The following is a 16,179-nucleotide window of genomic DNA, read 5'->3' as shown; positions in this document are numbered from 1 at the left end:
TCGCACGGCCCTCGAACAGGCGGCTCCCGCGCTGATGGCGCGGGGGCCGTTTCTTTTGGTACACACTTCGCCCCATGCGCATCGGTATTTCAGTCCTCACCCACGCCGGCCAGAACATCTGGGAGAACGGCATGGGGCAGAACGTCCTGTTCCTCGCCCGGCTGCTGCAACGCATCGGGTTCGTCGAATCCGTCACGCTCGTCGATGCCGGTGACCAGCCGAACATGCCGCCCCAGGTCGACCTGGCCGCCATGGGCCTGGCCTTCGGCCGGGCGCGAGAGCTGACCGATTCGCTCGACGTGGTCATCGAGATGGCCGGTGCGCTCGACGTGCAATGGCTTTCCTACTTCCGCGCATGCGGCGGCCGCGTGGTGTTCCATTGCGTGGGCCAGCCATTCGCAGCGCTGGCCGAGCCGATCGTGTTCACCGACAAGGGCCACTTCAGCAGGCCCGACCGCTGCGACGAAGTGTGGCTGCTGCCCAAGGACGCCACCTTCGTGCCCATGATGCGCACCATGCACCGCTGCCCGGTGTTCGAGGTGCCGTACCTGTGGTCTTCGCAGTTCCTGGCCCAGCGCGTCGCCGAGGTCGAGGCCGCGGGCCACCGCTTCGGCTACGCGCCGCGCACCGCAGAGCAGCCGGGCTTTCGCGTGGCGATCTTCGAGCCCAACATCTCGGTGGTGAAGTCGAGCAGCGTGCCCATGCTGATCTGCGACGGGGCCTATCGTGCCGACCAGTCCGCCGTCACATCGATGCAGGTGCTCAACACCCTGCACCTCAAGGACCACCCGACCATGCTGTACCTGGCGAACTCGCTCGACATCGTGCGCCAGCACAAGGCGGTCTTCCACGGCCGGCACGACTTCGCGGGCTTCATGGTGCAGTTCGCCGACGCCGTGGTCTCGCACCAGTGGCAGAACGACCAGAACTACAGCTATCTCGACGCGCTCTACGGCAACTATCCGCTGGTGCACAACTCGCCCTGGCTGCGCGATGCGGGCTATTACTACCCCGACTTCGACATCGCCTCCGGCGCTGCGCAACTGCTGCAGGCCGTGCGCGGCCATGACCGGCAGCTCGACGACTATCGCGCGCGCTCCATGCGCGTCTTCGAGTCGCTCGATCCGTTGCACCCGGCGAACGTCGAGGGCTACGCGCAGCGCCTGCTGCACCTGGTGGGCGGCAACCCCGCGTTCCGCGCCGATGCAGCGAGGGCCGCCGCATGATGCCGGCGAAGCTCAAGGTCGGCGTCTCCATCTTCATCCGCAAGGGCGAGCAGAGCCTGTGGGAGAACGGCGTCTACCAGAACTGCCTCTTCCTCGTGATGCTGCTGCTGCGCTCGCCGCGCGTTGAAAGCGCGGTGCTCGTGGCGGGCGGCGGCGACGGCGGCCCGGCGGACGCCACCAGCTTCCTCGCCGATTCGCCCGTGCCGATCATCGACATGGCCACCGCGGGGCAGCAGCTCGACCTCATGATCGAGATGAGCGCCCAGCTCGCCATGCCGTGGTCGCTGGCGTTCCGCGAGCGCGGCGGCAAGATCGTCTCGATGCGCGTGGGCAACGACTACGTCATCGACATCGAGCGCATGATCTTCGACAAGCCGCACGGCCTGCTGATCTCGGGCGCCCCCTACGACGAGGTGTGGACGATTCCCGAGTACGAGGTGTCGTGCAAGCCCTACTTCGAGAGCACCTTCCGCGCGCCCGTGCGGCTCATGCCGCACCTGTGGAGCCCGATGGTGCTGGAGCGTGCCATGGCCCGTGCGCCCGACAGCCGGCCCTTCGCCTACGAGCCAGGCCGCAAGCAGTGGCGCGTGGCCATCTTCGAGCCCAACATCTGCATGGTGAAGACCAGCTTCATTCCCATGCTCGGCTGCGAGGCGGCGCACCGCGCGCAGCCGAGGCTCATCGAGAAGATGTGGGTCTTCAACAGCTTCCACCTGAAGGACAAGCCGCTGTTCGTCGGCTTCGCGCAGAGCCTGGACATCGTGCAGCACGGCCTGGCCACCTTCGAGGGACGCTTCCCGGTCTACCAGGTGATGCCCGGCAAGATCGAAGCCGTGTTCACCCACCACTGGGAGAACGCGCAGAACTACGTCTACTACGAGGCCCTGTACGGCGGCTACCCGCTGATCCACAACTCGCACCTCATCGGCGACTGCGGTTACCGCTATCACGGTTTCGACTGCGAGGAGGGCGGTCGCGCCCTGCAGCGCGCCTTCGCCGGGCACGATGCCGACCTGCCGGCCTACCGCGAGCGCGCGCGCCGCTTCATCGCCACGCTCGATCCCGAGGGCGAGGAGAACGTGCGCGTCTACACCGCCGCCATCGAAAACCTTTACGCATGAGGACCGGGATGAAGCCGAACCCACGATTTCCCCGCCCGCTGCTCGTCGCCCTCGCGTGGACTGCCGCCGGCGCCGCGTTCGCCCAGGGCGTGCTGGTGCCGCAGGCGCCGCCCGCAGCGCCGCAGGACACGCTTTCGCGCGCCGCCGCCAGCGTGGGCGTCAAGCGCTGCCTGCCGGCGATCACGCGGCTTTCCACGCTCACCGTGCAGGGCAGCCGCAGCCACGACGTACTGCTCGACTGGGACCGCAAGCGGCCCGACGCCGGGCCGATGTTCTCGCTGATCGGCATGGAGTTTCCGAACGCCGGCGTGGCTGCGTCGATCACCGCCGTTCCGGATGAAAGCGGTGCCTGCACCGTGTCGGCCGAGCGCATCTCGGTCGCGCCCTTCACCTGCGCGAGCGTCGGCCAGCAGGAACTCGCGACCTACAAGATGACGCGGCTGCTGCCCAACTACGCGGTCTACACCGACGAGAAGGAGCCGACCTCGTCGGTCTCGCTGATCGATTCGCCGCCGGGCTGCCTGATCATCCGGCGCTACGTCGAGTACGGCTGGCGGGATCCGGCCGCAGCTGCGGGCGCGGCTCCAGCCGGAGCCGCGGGCCAGCCGCCGAAGAAGCGATAGGCGCGTCCGTCTCCGACAAGCGGGGACGCCCTTGGCCGGCCTTCGAGGCCCGTCGCGGGCACCAAGAATGGAGCCGATCCGCGCGAATCCGCCGCGCGGGCGCATGGAAGGAGACGCACCATGCCTCTGGCTTCACTGATCGGCCGATGGGCCATGCAGCCTTTCTCGAAGGCGCTGCCGCCGCTGGGCGACACCGAACGCGCCGCGCTCGAGGCCGGCACCGTCGGCTTCGAAGGACGGCTCTTCGCGGGCCGCCCGGACTTCGATGCGCTTGCCGCCATGGGCCCGAACCGGCTCACCGAACGCGAGCAGCGCTTTCTCGACAACGAGGTGCGCGAGCTGTGCCGCATGCTCGACGACCACGCGATCGACCAGGCCCACGACCTGCCGCCCGAGGTGTGGCGCTACCTGCGCGAGAGGCGCTTCTTCGGAATGATCATTCCCGAGGAGTTCGGCGGTCTCGGCTTCGGCCATCATGCGCACGCCACGGTGGTGGCGCGCATCGCGACTGTCAATGTGGCGACCGCCGTCACGGTGATGGTGCCGAATTCGCTCGGCCCGGCCGAACTGCTGCTGCGCTACGGCACCGATGTGCAGAAGGCCCACTACCTGCCGCGTCTGGCCGACGGCCGCGAGCTGCCGTGCTTCGGCCTGACCTCGCCGTATGCGGGCTCGGATGCGGCATCGATCCCCGACCGCGGCGTGCTGGTCGAACGCGAGATCGGTGGGCGCATGACGCGCGGATTTCTCGTCGATTTCGACAAGCGGTACATCACGCTCGCACCCGTTGCCACCGTCGTCGGGCTCGCCTTCCACGCCATCGACGAAAGAAAGCCGGAGGGCGGGCAAGAGCTCGGCATCACCTGCGCGCTGATTCCCGTGCCGCAGGCGGGCATGGAGATCGGCCGCCGCCACCATCCCATGGACAGCGCCTTCATGAACGGCCCGATCCGCGGCCGACAGGTGTTCGTGCCCATGGACTGGATCATCGGCGGCGAACAGCAGGTCGGCCAGGGCTGGCGCATGTTGATGGAGTGCCTGGCCGCGGGCCGCGCGATCTCGCTGCCGGCGCTGGGCTCGGCGATGCAGCAGACCGCGCTCTACGTGAGCAACGGCTACGGCCAGATCCGCGAGCAGTTCGGCATGCCGGTCGGCAAGTTCCATGCGGTCGCGGGGCTGGTGGGGCAGATGTCGGCCGAGCTCTATGCGACGGATGCCGCGCGGCGCTTCACGGCTGCCGCGCTCGACAGGGGCGAGCGGCCCAGCGTGGCCAGCGCGATCCTCAAGGTGCAGCTGACCGAGGCGGGGCGGCGCGCGGTGAACCGCGGCATGGACATCCTCGGCGGCAAGGGGATCATTTCGGGGCCGTCGAATCTGCTCGGCGTGGCCTACCGGCAGGCACCGATCGCGATCACGGTGGAGGGCGCGAACATCCTTACGCGCGCGCTGATCGTGTTCGGGCAGGGCGCGGTGCGATGCCATCCGCATGTGCTCGACGAAATGGCTGCCGTGCAGGCCGGGGACGAAGAGGCGCTGGGCAAGGCGCTGATGGCGCACGGCAGGCATGTGGCGGTGAACCTGTGGCGCAGCCTGTTCGGCGCGCCGGTGCTCGGTTCGCCGCCCGACGACCTGATGCACGAAGCGCGGCTCATCGCGCGCATGAGCGCCAAATACGCGCTCACGGCCGACCTTGCGATGGGCCTGCTCGGCGGCAAGCTCAAGCGCATGGAGCTGCTGTCGGCGCGGCTCGGCGACGTGCTCGCGCATCTCTATCTGGCCAGTGCGTGCGTGTGGCGCTACCGTGTCGACGCGGCGCCCGAAATGCTGCCTTTCGCCCGGGCGGCGATCCGCCTGCAGATCGACGAGGCCGGCAGCATCCTGCGTGACCTCTATGCCAACCTGCCGACCGCCGGGCGGCGCGTGATCGGTGCGCTGGTGCTGCGCCGCACCGCGCACCTGGCGCCGCTGCGCGACGTGCAGCTGCTCGAACTGGCCGATCTGCTGCGCAAGGACCGGCGCATCGTCGAACGCCTCGTGCCCGACCTGAGCGAGCCCGCCGCGGGCGGCCTGCGCGACCTGATGCATGCGATGGAACTGGGCGCGCAGCTTGGTGACACCACCGCCGCGCTCAACAAGGTGCTGCGCCGCACGAACTCGCTCGAAGAGGCGGCCCGCTCGGCGCCCGACCCCGAGCTGGCGCTGGCCTACCTGAAGGCGGCCGACAAGGTCATCCAGGTGGACGACTTCGAAGGCCCGCCGCGCGATGCCGGCGGCCGGGCCGACCTCAGCCCGCCTGCTGCTGTTGCGCCACCAGGGCAGCCAGCGCAGCCGCCGTCTGCTCGTCCGCCGGAAAGAACGACTCCACCGCGAGTTCCTGCAGCGTGACGTCCACCGGCGTGCCGAAGATCGTGGTGGTGCTGATGAAGCTCAGCATGCCGCTGGGCATGACCACCTGGAAAGGCACGGCCACCGCCGACAGCGCCGTGTCGATGACAGGCGCGTCGTGGCTCACTGCGGGAGCGGGGTAGGCCTCGAGCTCGTCGTGCAGCGCCTGCAGCACTGTGTCGCCGGTGGCGGCGATCTGCTGCTGCAGCCTTTCGAGCAGATGGGTGCGCCACTGCGCGAGATTGGCGATGCGCGGCGCCACGCCTTCCGGATGCAGGCTCAGGCGCAGCACGTTGATCGGCGGCTTCAGCAGCTCGGGCGAGGCGCCTTCCATCAGCAGCGGAACCAGCGCGTTGTGCGCCACCAGGTTCCAGTGGCGGTCCACGGCCAGCGCCGGAAAGGGTTCGTGGCCTTTCAGCACCAGGTCGATGGCGCGGCGCGCGGAGGCCATCGCCGGGTCGTCGAGCGAGCGCTGCCGGTACATCGGCGCGAAGCCGGCGGCCACCAGCAGCGCATTGCGCTCGCGCAGCGGCACCTCGAGCCGCTCGGCCAGGCGCAGCACCATCTCGCGGCTGGGCGCGGCGCGGCCGGTCTCGACGTAGCTCAGGTGGCGGGTCGAGACCTCGGCCTCCTGTGCCAGGTCGAGCTGGCTCAGTCGGCGGTGGGTGCGCCAGTGCCGCAGATGCGCGCCGAAGGGATCGCGCGCGCCGGGCTGGCTGGCCTTGGTCGGATGGGAGCGGGTGGTGTTCATGGGCCTGCATTCTGGCGTGGCGGCGGCGCGCCGCCATGACCTCCCAGGTCATCGACCCGATGCACGCCAGCCGGAATCATCGACCCCAACGCAGCAGGACTGGCTTGCGGCGTAACCACCCAAGGAGAGATTCCATGTCCGTCTTCGCATCCCCCCGCTTCCTGCCCAACGTGATGTGGGCCGACGCCGCCTCCTGCGCAGCGACCGGCGCGCTGCAGGTGGCGTTCACCGACGCGTTGGCTCGCCTGACCGGGCTGCCGGCGCCGCTGCTCATGGGCACCGGTGTGTTCCTTTTGGCTTACGCAGCCCTCGCCGCCTTCATGGCCAGCCGCAGCACTCCGCCGCGCGCGCTGATCGGGCTCGTCGTCGTCGGCAACTTCGGCTGGGCGGTGGCCTGCGTCGCGCTGCTGGTCAGCGGCATGTTCCCGGTCACCGCAGTGGGCGTGGCCTGGGTGCTGGCGCAGGCCGTGTGCGTGATCGTGCTGGCCGAGCTGCAATGGACCGGGCTGCGCCGCACCCGCGGTGGTTCGAACATGGCCCTTGCCTGACGGGGTTTGCGAGGAATGCCGGCGACGCCTTTGTCCCCGGCATTTTTCGCCATGAGGAACGTGGCGCGACAAGACGACGACAGGGAAGACCGACTACGCCTGTTGACATTGATCCCCGCTATCCTTGAGAGGCTTCCACGAACAAACAGGAGTCTCTCCATGGCCAAAGCCCCGGCGCATGCCTTTGCGTCCACCCTCAAGACCTTCAAGACCCCGTCGGGCAAGTCCGGCAAATACTGGTCCCTGAAGGAGCTGGCCAAGCAATATCCCTCCATCGATCGCCTTCCCGTCTCCATCCGCATCGTTCTCGAATCGGTGCTGCGCAATTGCGACGGGCAGAAAGTCTCAGCCAAGCACGTCGAAGAGGTGGCCAACTGGGCACCGAACGCCGAGCGCGTCGACGAAATTCCCTTCGTCGTCACCCGCGTGGTGCTGCAGGACTTCACCGGCGTGCCGCTTCTGGCCGACCTGGCCGCCATGCGCAGCGTGGCCGCCAAGCTGGGCAAGTCGCCCAAGACCATCGAGCCGCTGGTGCCCGTCGACCTCGTGGTCGACCACTCGGTGATGGTCGACTACTACGGCACGCCCAAGGCGCTCGACCTGAACATGAAGCTGGAATTCCAGCGCAACAACGAGCGCTACCAGTTCATGAAGTGGGGAATGCAGGCCTTCGACACCTTCGGCGTGGTGCCGCCGGGCTTCGGCATCGTGCACCAGGTCAACCTCGAATACTTCGCGCGCGGCGTCTACAAGAGCCCGAACGACAAGGCCGACAAGCCCACCTACTACCCCGATTCGCTGGTCGGCACCGACAGCCACACCACCATGATCAATGGTGTCGGCGTGGTCGGCTGGGGCGTCGGCGGCATCGAGGCCGAGGCGGCCATGCTGGGCCAGCCGGTCTACATGCTCACGCCCGACGTGGTGGGCTTCGAGCTCACTGGCCAGCTGCGCCAAGGCGTCACGGCGACCGACCTGGTGCTGTATGTCACGTCGATCCTGCGCGCCGAGAAGGTGGTGGGCAAGTTCGTCGAATTCTTCGGCCCCGGTGCCGCGTCCATCGCCGTGCCCGACCGCGCGACCATCGGCAACATGGCGCCCGAATACGGCGCGACCATGGGCTTCTTCCCGGTCGACGCGATGACGATCGAGTACTTCAAGGGCACGGGCCGCACCAAGGAAGAGGTCGAGCGCTTCGAGGCCTACTACAAGGCGCAGGGCCTGTTCGGCATGCCCAACCCCGGCGACATCGACTACACGAAGATCGTCAGGCTCGACCTCGGCACCGTGTCGCCCAGCCTGGCCGGCCCGAAGCGCCCGCAGGACCGCATCAACCTCGGCGATCTTTCCACCAAGTTCTCGGAGCTCTACAGCAAGCCCAACGACGCCAACGGCTTCAACCAGCCGGCCGACAAGCTCAAGCTGCGCTATCCGCTCGTTGCCGCCGGCAAGAACGGCGACAAGGACGCCGCACCGCCGCCCGCGGGCGCGCCGCTCGACGTGGTCGAGATGGTGGCCAACCGCTCGACCAACGCGGCCGCTCACGTGAGCGCCACCGCGCCTTCGGCGCCCAAGGGCGAGGTCAGCATCGGCAACGGCGACGTGCTGATCGCGGCCATCACCTCGTGCACGAACACCTCGAACCCGAGCGTGATGCTGGCCGCCGGCCTGCTGGCAAAGAAGGCGGTGGAAGCCGGCCTCACGGTCAAGCCGCACGTCAAGACCTCGCTGGCCCCTGGCTCGCGCATCGTCACCGAATACCTCGAGAAGGCCGGCCTGCTGCCTTACCTCGAGAAGCTCGGCTTCTACCTTGCGGGCTACGGCTGCACCACCTGCATCGGCAACGCCGGCGACCTCACGCCCGAGATCAACGAGGCGATCACGAAGAACGACCTGATCGGCGCGGCCGTGCTCTCGGGCAACCGCAACTTCGAGGCGCGCATCCACCCGAACCTGAAGGCCAACTTCCTGGCCTCGCCGCCGCTGGTGGTGGCCTTCGCCATCGCCGGCAACGTGATGACCGACCTGATGACCGAGCCGGTGGGCAAGGGCAAGAAGGGCAAGGACGTGTACCTCGGCGACATCTGGCCGACGCCGAAGGAGATCGACCAGAACCTGCGCTACGCGATGAACGCCAAGTCGTTCCGCGCCAACTACGACAAGGTCAAGACAGACCCAGGCAAGTTCTGGAGCAGCATCAAGGGCACCAAGGGGCAGGTGTACGACTGGCCGAAGTCGACCTACATCGCCGAGCCGCCGTTCTTCGAGGGCTTCAAGATGAAGCCGCACGCGTCGGACGCGGGCATCAAGGGCGCGCGCATCATGGCGCTGTTCGGCGACTCGATCACCACCGACCACATCTCGCCTGCAGGCTCCATCAAGGAAAGCTCGCCTGCGGGCGTCTGGCTCAAGGCGCACGGCGTGGCCAAGGCCGACTTCAACAGCTACGGCTCGCGCCGCGGCAACCACGACGTGATGGTGCGCGGCACCTTCGCCAACGTGCGCATCAAGAACCTGATGATTCCGCCGGATGCCAACGGCACGCAGGAAGAGGGCGGCGTCACGCTGTTCCAGCCCGGCAACCAGAAGATGTTCATCTACGACGCTGCCGTGAAGTACATGGAGCAGGGCGTGCCGACCGTGGTGTTCGGTGGCGAAGAGTACGGCACCGGCTCGTCGCGCGACTGGGCCGCCAAGGGCACGCAGCTGCTGGGCATCAAGGCCGTGGTGGCGCGCAGCTTCGAGCGCATCCACCGCGCCAATCTGGTCGGCATGGGCGTGCTGCCGCTGCAGTTCCGCGGCGCCGATTCATGGCAGACGCTGGGCCTCACGGGCGAAGAGCAGATCGACGTGGTGATCGGCAGCGAGCTGAAGCCGCAGATGGACGTGAAGCTGGTGGTGCACCGCGCCGACGGATCGCACCAGGAGGTGACGGTGCGTCTGCGCATCGACACGCCGATCGAGGTCGACTACTACAAGCACGGCGGCATCCTGCCGTTCGTGCTGCGGCAGCTGCTGGCCGGTTGAGAAGAAAAGGGGCCTGGCCGCTGATCAGGGATGGGGCCCCGGCCCCGTTCCCATCGATGCCAGCGAGCCCTGCACGGCTTCGCGAAGCTGCTGCAGCATGAGGCCGCGGCGTTCGTAGAGAGCCCGTTTTCCCGTCGGCACGTCGTCCCGGCCCTTGGCGCGGGTCTCGGCGGGCAGGCGCACCCATGACGATGCTTCATCGTCGGATGCCGGGGTCGCGCCGCTGTCCTGCCACAGCGCGTCGTAGCTTTCGCGGATGTGCTGCGCTCCCTTGCGCTTGACGGGGCTCCACCGGTAGCGCCAGTGAGCCAGCGGATGGGCGGCCGGCGCTATGCCGCGAAGCTGCACCTGCCACGCCTGCGCGCAGGTCTGCGCAGCCCAGATCAGCAGCGACTTGGGGCGAAGGCCGTTCATGCTCTTCGTCAGGGCCTTGATGTCCGCGAGCGTCGTCGCGGGCGCCGCCTGCACGCATCCGATGCTCAGGCAGGGCTCGCCCGAAGCGTCGGGCAGGACCGCGAAACTCAGCGTCGCGACCGGTGCGCAGGAGGCTGCTGCGTCATGGCCTGGTGCTTCGGCGGTGCCGGTGCGCAGCGTCAGCGAGAACTCGCCTTCCCGCACCTGTTCGCGCGATGCCGAGAGCCACAAGCTGGCATTGCAGCCGGCAACGCGCAGCGGAACGTCTCCCAGGCATGCGCCGCCGCTCTCATACAGGGATGACAGTGCGACCGGCTTCAGCGTGTGCGCCGCCCATCGGTAATGCGCGATTAGCGCGTCCACCCGCTGCGAGGGTGACCAGCTGCCGTCGAGGTAGGGGCGGCAAGGCTTGTCGAGCAGCCGCGGATGAATGGTCGCCAGCGGCTTCAGCGCCGAATGAACGTACCCGAGCCATCGGGCGGTAGCGATCGGATGGCACAGCGCGAAGAAGCCCAGCTTCATGGCGATGCGGTTGCGCCGTCGGGGATCGGCCCGGCCGAGCTGCCCGATGGCGGAAGCCGCGAGCGCCGTCACATGGCGAATGCGCCGGATCGTTGTCGCGTCGCGGTAAGTGCGTGGCTGGAAAAGCGGTCCGAACGGACCGCCGGCATGGAAAGAGGAACTGGTCGCGCGCACGCCGGATGGATGAAAAGTAAATGGTTGGTAAATTTAAGTAAAGTATTTGTAAAGCAGCAGAGCTGACTCCTGGCTGACCATGGCGTGCACTCCGCGCGTCGGGCGGAAAGGGAGCGCGGAAGGGCGCCGCGCGACGGATGCCGTCCGGGCGCTACCTTCGGCTCGCGTCGCTGCCGGGCGTGGGGCAGTCCAGCGGACGGTTGCTCATTGCCGACCTGATCGCAGCCATCCGCAGGGGCGAATCAGTGAGCACGGCGTCGATGCCGAGGCAGGCGGCCGCGCGGTAGTCCCGCGCGTCGTCGACCGCGATGGCCAGGATCTTCACAGGCGCCTTCGAGCGGAAGCAGGCCACGGTTGCGGGCGTCCAGAGCGTCGCGTCGACGCTCGACGCGCCTTCGCCGAGCGTGAAGCTCTCGATCACGGTGAACTTGCGATGCAGCTCGAATGCGGCCCAAGCCGGGCTGGCCGGCGGGTTCACGCATCCCTCGTTGAGCAGGGCCGAGGCCAGCCTGCCGCGCGTGGCGTCGCGCGACTCGAAGAGGCGGGCCTGCGCGTGCGCCGAAAAGACTTGCGCGAAGGCTGCGTCGGTCGAGTAGATCAGCGTGCGCGACCACGCGTTCTCCTCGGCCAGCACCTTGGCGACCGCGTCGGCCAGCGGCCCGGCGGGCAGTGCCTTCATGTCCAGCATCACGGGCATGCCGGGCGGCAGCGCGCGCAAGGCTTCGCGCAGCGTCGGGATGGGCACGGGGCGATCGCGGTAGGGAAATCCACCGTCGGCGCTCCTGAAGTGCCAGCCTGCGTTGACCCGGGCCAGCTCGGCGGCGGTGCGGCCAGCGAGCGGTCCGGACGCGTCGGTCAGCGCCGAGAGGTCGGCCGGGCGGTAAAGCATCGGCACCGCGTCCTTGCTGAGCTGCACGGACAGCCACATCGCGTCGGCTCCGTGGGCGACGGCCTTGCGGATGGCGTCGAGCGTGTTCTCCGGTGCATCGGCAGTTCCGGCCCGGTGCGCCACGACGATGGGCAACACGGGTCGCGTTACCGGCAGGGCGCCGCAGGCGGGCAGGAGCAGAAACGCCAACGCGGTCGTGGCGACGCGACGCATGCGTTCTCCGGGAGTGCGCGCTTCGCTCCGCAAGGCCGTCGTTTCCTGCCCGTCGGTCGTCTCTACTGCTTGCCGGCGGCATCGAGCCGCTGCGCGAGGCGGTCGAGCACAGGGCGGATCTTTTCGCCGACGCTGATCTGCGGATTCGAGAAGCCGTCTTCCTTGCCGCCGTCGATCTCGCGCTGCTTGATGACCGGTACGGCCGCTGCGAAGGCGGTCTCGAATGAGCGGGTCTTGCGCAGTTCTTCGTCGAACATCGCGCGGCCGAAGAAGGTCAGCTCGGACAGCCGGCCGCATCCGTACGAGGTGTGCGTGGCGTCGGCAGCGGTCATCACCAGCGTGTCGTCGCCGGCCAGCGGCTCGATCCAGCCGCCCGAGTAGCAGGCCGAGACCGCCACCACCCGGTGACGGATGCCCGCCCCGTCGAGTTCCTCGCGCAGTTCCTCCGGCGTGAGCCAGGGCACCGTGAGCGGCCAGTGCGCGGCGGCCAGCCGGTGGTCGCGCGCGCCATGCGAGGTGAGGTAGACCACCAGCACGTCGTTTTCGCGGTCCATGCGCGAGGCCAGCGCGGCAATGGCGCGGCGGAGGTTGAGCGGGGTGGCCCAGGGCAGCGTCTCGGCGGTGGTCGCGTGGTTCATCAGGTGGATCACTCGGCCCTTTGCGTCGAAGCGCTCCTCCAGCACCTGGGTGACCATGTTGCTTTCGCGCAGGAACACGTCTTCCGATGCGTAGGGCGCGAACACCAGGCCGTAGACGTTGGTCTGCCCGGGCCTGCTGGCGGGAAGGGCCTCGACAGTGCGTTCCCACACTGCCTGCTGCTCCTCGAAGAGCTCCTGCGTCAATTGCATGCGCGGGCGCTCGGGCTCGGCCGACGCGCTGTTATCGGGCTGCCACATGCGCTCCTGCGTGTAGAGCGATTGCACGAAGGTCAGCGCCAGCAGCGCCATGAATGCGGGCGCGAAGAGCGCTAGCCGCCAGCGCGCGGCGGCATCGCGAGCGGTGAGGCGCACCAGCGCCACGATCAACCACGCGCATCCGAGGCCGAAGACGACCCAATAGCCGCGCGAGTTCGCGAGCACCGAAGGCAGCCAGCCGCGCGCATAGCCGAGGGCCAGCAGGCAGAGCAGCAGGTTGGCCGGGAACATCGCCCAGGTGGCCAGCGCGAACCAGCGCGCCAGTCCGCCGCCGCGTGCCCGCCCGGACAGCGTGAACCAGCCCAGCCACGCGAGCACGGCCAGCACCCAGAGCGTGTTGAGGCCGACGGTCGCGTAGAGCGTGGCGGGGCCGTCGATCTCGAGCCGCGCCAATCCGGTCCATGCGAGCTCGGGCAGCAGCACGAGCAGCAGCAGCTGCCAGGGCGCGGGCCGTGCATCGACGCGCGGGTCTTGCAGGAACGCGGCGCGCAGGCCGCCGGCCATCCAGCGCCAAAGGCTCGCGCGCGGCGCGGCCTCCGGTGTCGGTTGCGACGGCGGTGGAGCGGATGCTTCCCCGGCGTTCTCGGGAGGCTGCTGCGGTGCGATGATGTCCTCGGGCATGCCGTCGATCATGCCCTTGCCGGCCGGGCTTTTCGTGCCGGCCTTGTCGCCGCCCCGGGTTTGCCTGCATAACTTTCTTCTTCTTCCCATGCTCCGCATCGGCCTCATCTCCGACACCCACGGGCTGCTGCGGCCCGAGGCGGTCGCAGCCCTGAAGGGCAGCGACTTCATCGTCCACGGCGGCGACATCGGCAACGCGGGCATCCTCGAAGCGCTTGCGGCCATCGCGCCGCTGACGGTCGTGCGGGGCAACAACGACCGCGAGCCCTGGGCCGATGCGATCGCGGAAACCGAACTCGTGAAGTTCGGCGACGTGCACCTCTATGCGATTCACGATCTGGCGCAGCTCGACATCGATCCGAGCGCGGCCGGCGTGCGCGTGGTCGTCTCGGGCCATTCGCACAAGCCGAAGATCGAGGAGCGCGAGGGCGTGCTCTACGTCAATCCGGGCAGCGCGGGGCCGCGCCGCTTCAAGCTGCCCATTGCCGTGGCCGAACTTCGGATCGACGGCGGTGCGGCCAGCGCGCGCATCGTCGAGCTGCCCGTTTGAGCGGGCGCAATCATTACCATTTGGTTAGAAATACCATTAAATGAGAATGGCTCTTATTTGATGGGGTAAGCTTGCCCGCTCCTCCGTGGAGCGCAAAGCAAAGGCAACGCAAGCGTCGACCCATGCCGGCTCCGGGGGCTCAACAGCCTTTTCTTCCGAAGCCGATGCTCATCCCCTTTCTCATCATGCTGCGCGAAGGCATCGAAGCCGCGCTGATCGTCGGCATCGTCGCCAGCTACCTCAAGCAGAGCGGACGCGGCGCGCTGATGCCCGCCGTGTGGGTCGGCGTGCTGCTGGCCACGGCGCTGTCGCTGTTCGCGGGCGCCGGCCTGCAACTGCTGGCGGCCGAGTTCCCGCAGAAGGAGCAGGAGCTGTTCGAGGGCGTGGTCGGTTTGATCGCGGTGGTCATGCTGACCTCGATGGTGTTCTGGATGCGCAAGGCCGCGCGCTCCATCAAGGGCGAGCTGCAGGCGTCCATCGACAAGGCGCTGCACAAGGGCGCGGACGGCCAGGGCTGGGCGCTGATCGGCATGGTGTTCCTCGCCGTGGCGCGCGAGGGGCTGGAGTCGGTGTTCTTCCTGCTGGCCGTGTTCCAGCAGAGCAGCGGCTGGGAAGCGCCAGTGGGCGCGCTGGCCGGCATCGCGGTGTCGGTGGTGGTCGGCTGGGGCCTCTATTCGGGCGGCGTGCGGCTCGACCTGCGCCGCTTCTTCCGCTTCACCGGCCTCTTCATCCTCCTGGTGGCCGCGGGCCTGCTGGCCGGCGTGCTGCGCAAGCTGCACGAAGGCGGCGTGTGGAACCACCTGCAGACGGTGGTGTTCGACATGAGCACCACGCTGCCGATGGACAGCCCCCTGGGGGCCGTGCTCTCGGGCCTGCTGGGCTACCAGGCCGCGCCCGTGGTGGGCGAGGTCATCGTCTACCTGGCCTTCCTGGCCGTCGCCATGTTCTTCTTCCTGCGCTCGGCTCCTGCCGCGGCGCCACGCGCGGCTGTGGCCCGCTGAAACCTTTCCATGTCTTCTTCCTCTCCCGAACCCAAAGCCGCTTCCTCGAACCTGATGCGCGTGGCGGTTGCCGCGTCGGCGCTGCTGGTGGTCGCCGGCCTCGCTGCCTTCTGGTACGCCTCGACCGAGGCGAAGAAAGCGCCGGCCAAGGCGGCCGACAACGCCGTCACCGTCACCATCCAGGGCAATGCCTGCGAGCCCAACGAGATCACGGTGCCGGCGGGGCGCACGACCTTCACCATCGTCAACAAGTCGAACCGCGCGCTCGAGTGGGAAATTCTCGACGGCGTGATGGTGGTGGAGGAGCGCGAGAACATCGCGCCGGGCTTCTCGCAGACCATGACGGTCAAGCTGCAGCCGGGCGAATTCACCATCACCTGCGGGCTGCTGAGCAACCCGCGCGGCAAGCTGCGCGTGACGCCTTCGGCCGCATCGGACGCCGAGGCCGCGCGGCCTTCGCTGGTCAACTACGTGGGCGCGCTGGCCGAGTACCAGACCTTCCTGCGGCTCGAGGCCGGCTCGCTCGACGACGCGGTGCGCGCGCTGGCCGACGCCATCAAGGCCGGCGACCTGCAGCAGGCGAGGGCGCTCTACGTGCCGGCGCACAAGGCCTACAAGCGCATCGAGCCGATGGCCGAGCTGTTCGCCGACCTCGACACCCGCATCAACGCGCGTGCCGACTATTTCGAGAGGCGCGAGGCCGACCCGGGCTTCAGCGGCTTCCACCGCATCGAGTACGCGCTGTACAGCCAGAACGACCTGAAGAGCGTCGCGCCCGTGGCCGACAAGCTGATCGCCGACATCGGCGTGCTGAAGGAACGACTGCGCGGCCTGAACGTGCCGCCCGAGCGGCTCGCCGGTTCGGCCTCGAAGCTGCTGCGCCGCGTGGCCGACAACCTGCCGGCCGGCGGCGAGGACCACTACGGCCACGCCGAGGCTGCGAACCTGCAAGGCAGCTACGAAGGCACGAAGAAGATTGCCGACCTGCTGCAGCCGCTGCTCGTGAAGGCAGCGCCCGCGCTGCAGAAGAGCGTCGACGAACGCTTCGCGGCCCTCGATACCGCGCTGGCGCCGTACCGCGAAGGCGACGGCTTCAAGCCCGCGCCGCTCGACGAGGCGCAGAGAAAGGCATTGGCCGAAACAGTGCGAGCGCTGGCCGAGGAGCTCGGCAAGGTGAACGCGGCGCTCGGGCTGGAATGA

General features: G+C 68.4%; 13 protein-coding genes. 9 read left to right on the top strand and 4 right to left on the bottom strand.

What is annotated here, in order from left to right:
• Positions 1 to 74 precede the first annotated feature (74 nt).
• The 4 genes from EJO71_RS05000 to EJO71_RS04985 all read left to right on the top strand — a co-directional run bounded on the left by EJO71_RS05000 (position 75) and on the right by EJO71_RS04985 (position 5,355).
• Complete coding sequence (locus EJO71_RS05000; RefSeq protein WP_125947855.1) at positions 75 to 1,226, top strand: DUF2827 domain-containing protein; 1,152 nt, start codon at positions 75 to 77, stop codon at positions 1,224 to 1,226.
• On the top strand, positions 1,223 to 2,347 hold the full coding sequence (locus tag EJO71_RS04995) for a DUF2827 domain-containing protein (protein ID WP_125947856.1): 1,125 nt from the start codon (positions 1,223 to 1,225) through the stop codon (positions 2,345 to 2,347). The genes EJO71_RS05000 and EJO71_RS04995 overlap by 4 nt, the downstream gene beginning before the upstream one ends.
• 8 nt (positions 2,348 to 2,355) lie before the next feature.
• Positions 2,356 to 2,970 carry a hypothetical protein gene (locus EJO71_RS04990; protein ID WP_125947857.1) on the top strand — a complete coding sequence of 205 codons (615 nt, stop codon included), beginning with the start codon at positions 2,356 to 2,358 and terminating at the stop codon, positions 2,968 to 2,970.
• A 120-nt stretch (positions 2,971 to 3,090) separates the two neighbouring features.
• Positions 3,091 to 5,355, top strand: coding sequence for an acyl-CoA dehydrogenase (locus EJO71_RS04985; RefSeq protein ID WP_125947858.1), 2,265 nt, complete (start codon positions 3,091 to 3,093; stop codon positions 5,353 to 5,355).
• Here the strand turns inward: EJO71_RS04985 and EJO71_RS04980 are convergent.
• Positions 5,255 to 6,106 carry a helix-turn-helix transcriptional regulator gene (locus EJO71_RS04980; RefSeq protein ID WP_125947859.1) on the bottom strand — a complete coding sequence of 284 codons (852 nt, stop codon included), beginning with the start codon at positions 6,104 to 6,106 and terminating at the stop codon, positions 5,255 to 5,257. The genes EJO71_RS04985 and EJO71_RS04980 overlap by 101 nt on opposite strands.
• Positions 6,107 to 6,240: 134 nt before the next feature.
• Between EJO71_RS04980 and EJO71_RS04975 the strand changes: the two genes are divergently transcribed.
• On the top strand, positions 6,241 to 6,654 hold the full coding sequence (locus EJO71_RS04975) for a hypothetical protein (RefSeq protein ID WP_125947860.1): 414 nt from the start codon (positions 6,241 to 6,243) through the stop codon (positions 6,652 to 6,654).
• Between the two features lie 159 nt (positions 6,655 to 6,813).
• Positions 6,814 to 9,681 carry an aconitate hydratase gene (locus tag EJO71_RS04970; RefSeq protein ID WP_125947861.1) on the top strand — a complete coding sequence of 956 codons (2,868 nt, stop codon included), beginning with the start codon at positions 6,814 to 6,816 and terminating at the stop codon, positions 9,679 to 9,681.
• Positions 9,682 to 9,705: 24 nt separating this feature from the next.
• On the opposite strand, the gene EJO71_RS04965 is transcribed toward EJO71_RS04970, so the two are convergent.
• From EJO71_RS04965 to EJO71_RS04955, 3 genes are all read right to left on the bottom strand, one after another.
• Complete coding sequence (locus EJO71_RS04965; RefSeq protein ID WP_125947862.1) at positions 9,706 to 10,791, bottom strand: DUF535 family protein; 1,086 nt, start codon at positions 10,789 to 10,791, stop codon at positions 9,706 to 9,708.
• A gap of 151 nt (positions 10,792 to 10,942) precedes the next feature.
• Positions 10,943 to 11,893, bottom strand: a complete 951-nt coding sequence (locus EJO71_RS04960; RefSeq protein ID WP_125947863.1) for a glycerophosphodiester phosphodiesterase family protein — start codon at positions 11,891 to 11,893, stop codon at positions 10,943 to 10,945.
• 62 nt (positions 11,894 to 11,955) lie between these two features.
• Complete coding sequence (locus tag EJO71_RS04955; protein WP_240651295.1) at positions 11,956 to 13,440, bottom strand: C13 family peptidase; 1,485 nt, start codon at positions 13,438 to 13,440, stop codon at positions 11,956 to 11,958.
• A gap of 76 nt (positions 13,441 to 13,516) precedes the next feature.
• On the opposite strand from EJO71_RS04955, the gene EJO71_RS04950 reads away from it, so the two are divergent.
• The 3 genes from EJO71_RS04950 (at position 13,517) to efeO (ending at position 16,179) form a co-directional block, all read left to right on the top strand.
• On the top strand, positions 13,517 to 13,978 hold the full coding sequence (locus tag EJO71_RS04950; protein ID WP_125947864.1) for a metallophosphoesterase family protein: 462 nt from the start codon (positions 13,517 to 13,519) through the stop codon (positions 13,976 to 13,978).
• Positions 13,979 to 14,142: 164 nt separating this feature from the next.
• On the top strand, positions 14,143 to 14,979 hold the full coding sequence (gene efeU / locus EJO71_RS04945; protein ID WP_125947865.1) for an iron uptake transporter permease EfeU: 837 nt from the start codon (positions 14,143 to 14,145) through the stop codon (positions 14,977 to 14,979).
• A 9-nt stretch (positions 14,980 to 14,988) separates the two neighbouring features.
• A complete protein-coding gene (gene efeO, locus EJO71_RS04940) occupies positions 14,989 to 16,179 on the top strand; it encodes an iron uptake system protein EfeO (RefSeq protein WP_125947866.1) in 1,191 nt (396 codons plus the stop codon).

The sequence above is a fragment of the Variovorax sp. 679 genome (assembly GCF_003952185.1).
Lineage (GTDB): Bacteria > Pseudomonadota > Gammaproteobacteria > Burkholderiales > Burkholderiaceae_C > Variovorax.
The sequence above is the reverse complement of the archived record's forward strand: the minus strand, read 5'-3'. Positions and strand labels throughout refer to the sequence as shown.

Excerpts from the sequence above, each read along its gene's own strand:
- EJO71_RS05000 (WP_125947855.1), top strand. The coding sequence starts at position 75 with ATGCGCATCGGTATTTCAGTCCTCACCCACGCCGGCCAGAACATCTGG.
- EJO71_RS04995 (WP_125947856.1), top strand. The coding sequence starts at position 1,223 with ATGATGCCGGCGAAGCTCAAGGTCGGCGTCTCCATCTTCATCCGCAAG.
- EJO71_RS04990 (WP_125947857.1), top strand. The coding sequence starts at position 2,356 with ATGAAGCCGAACCCACGATTTCCCCGCCCGCTGCTCGTCGCCCTCGCG.
- EJO71_RS04985 (WP_125947858.1), top strand. The coding sequence starts at position 3,091 with ATGCCTCTGGCTTCACTGATCGGCCGATGGGCCATGCAGCCTTTCTCG.
- EJO71_RS04980 (WP_125947859.1), bottom strand. The coding sequence starts at position 6,106 with ATGAACACCACCCGCTCCCATCCGACCAAGGCCAGCCAGCCCGGCGCG.
- EJO71_RS04975 (WP_125947860.1), top strand. The coding sequence starts at position 6,241 with ATGTCCGTCTTCGCATCCCCCCGCTTCCTGCCCAACGTGATGTGGGCC.
- EJO71_RS04970 (WP_125947861.1), top strand. The coding sequence starts at position 6,814 with ATGGCCAAAGCCCCGGCGCATGCCTTTGCGTCCACCCTCAAGACCTTC.
- EJO71_RS04960 (WP_125947863.1), bottom strand. The coding sequence starts at position 11,893 with ATGCGTCGCGTCGCCACGACCGCGTTGGCGTTTCTGCTCCTGCCCGCC.
- EJO71_RS04955 (WP_240651295.1), bottom strand. The coding sequence starts at position 13,440 with ATGATCGACGGCATGCCCGAGGACATCATCGCACCGCAGCAGCCTCCC.
- EJO71_RS04950 (WP_125947864.1), top strand. The coding sequence starts at position 13,517 with ATGCTCCGCATCGGCCTCATCTCCGACACCCACGGGCTGCTGCGGCCC.
- efeU (WP_125947865.1), top strand. The coding sequence starts at position 14,143 with ATGCTCATCCCCTTTCTCATCATGCTGCGCGAAGGCATCGAAGCCGCG.
- efeO (WP_125947866.1), top strand. The coding sequence starts at position 14,989 with ATGTCTTCTTCCTCTCCCGAACCCAAAGCCGCTTCCTCGAACCTGATG.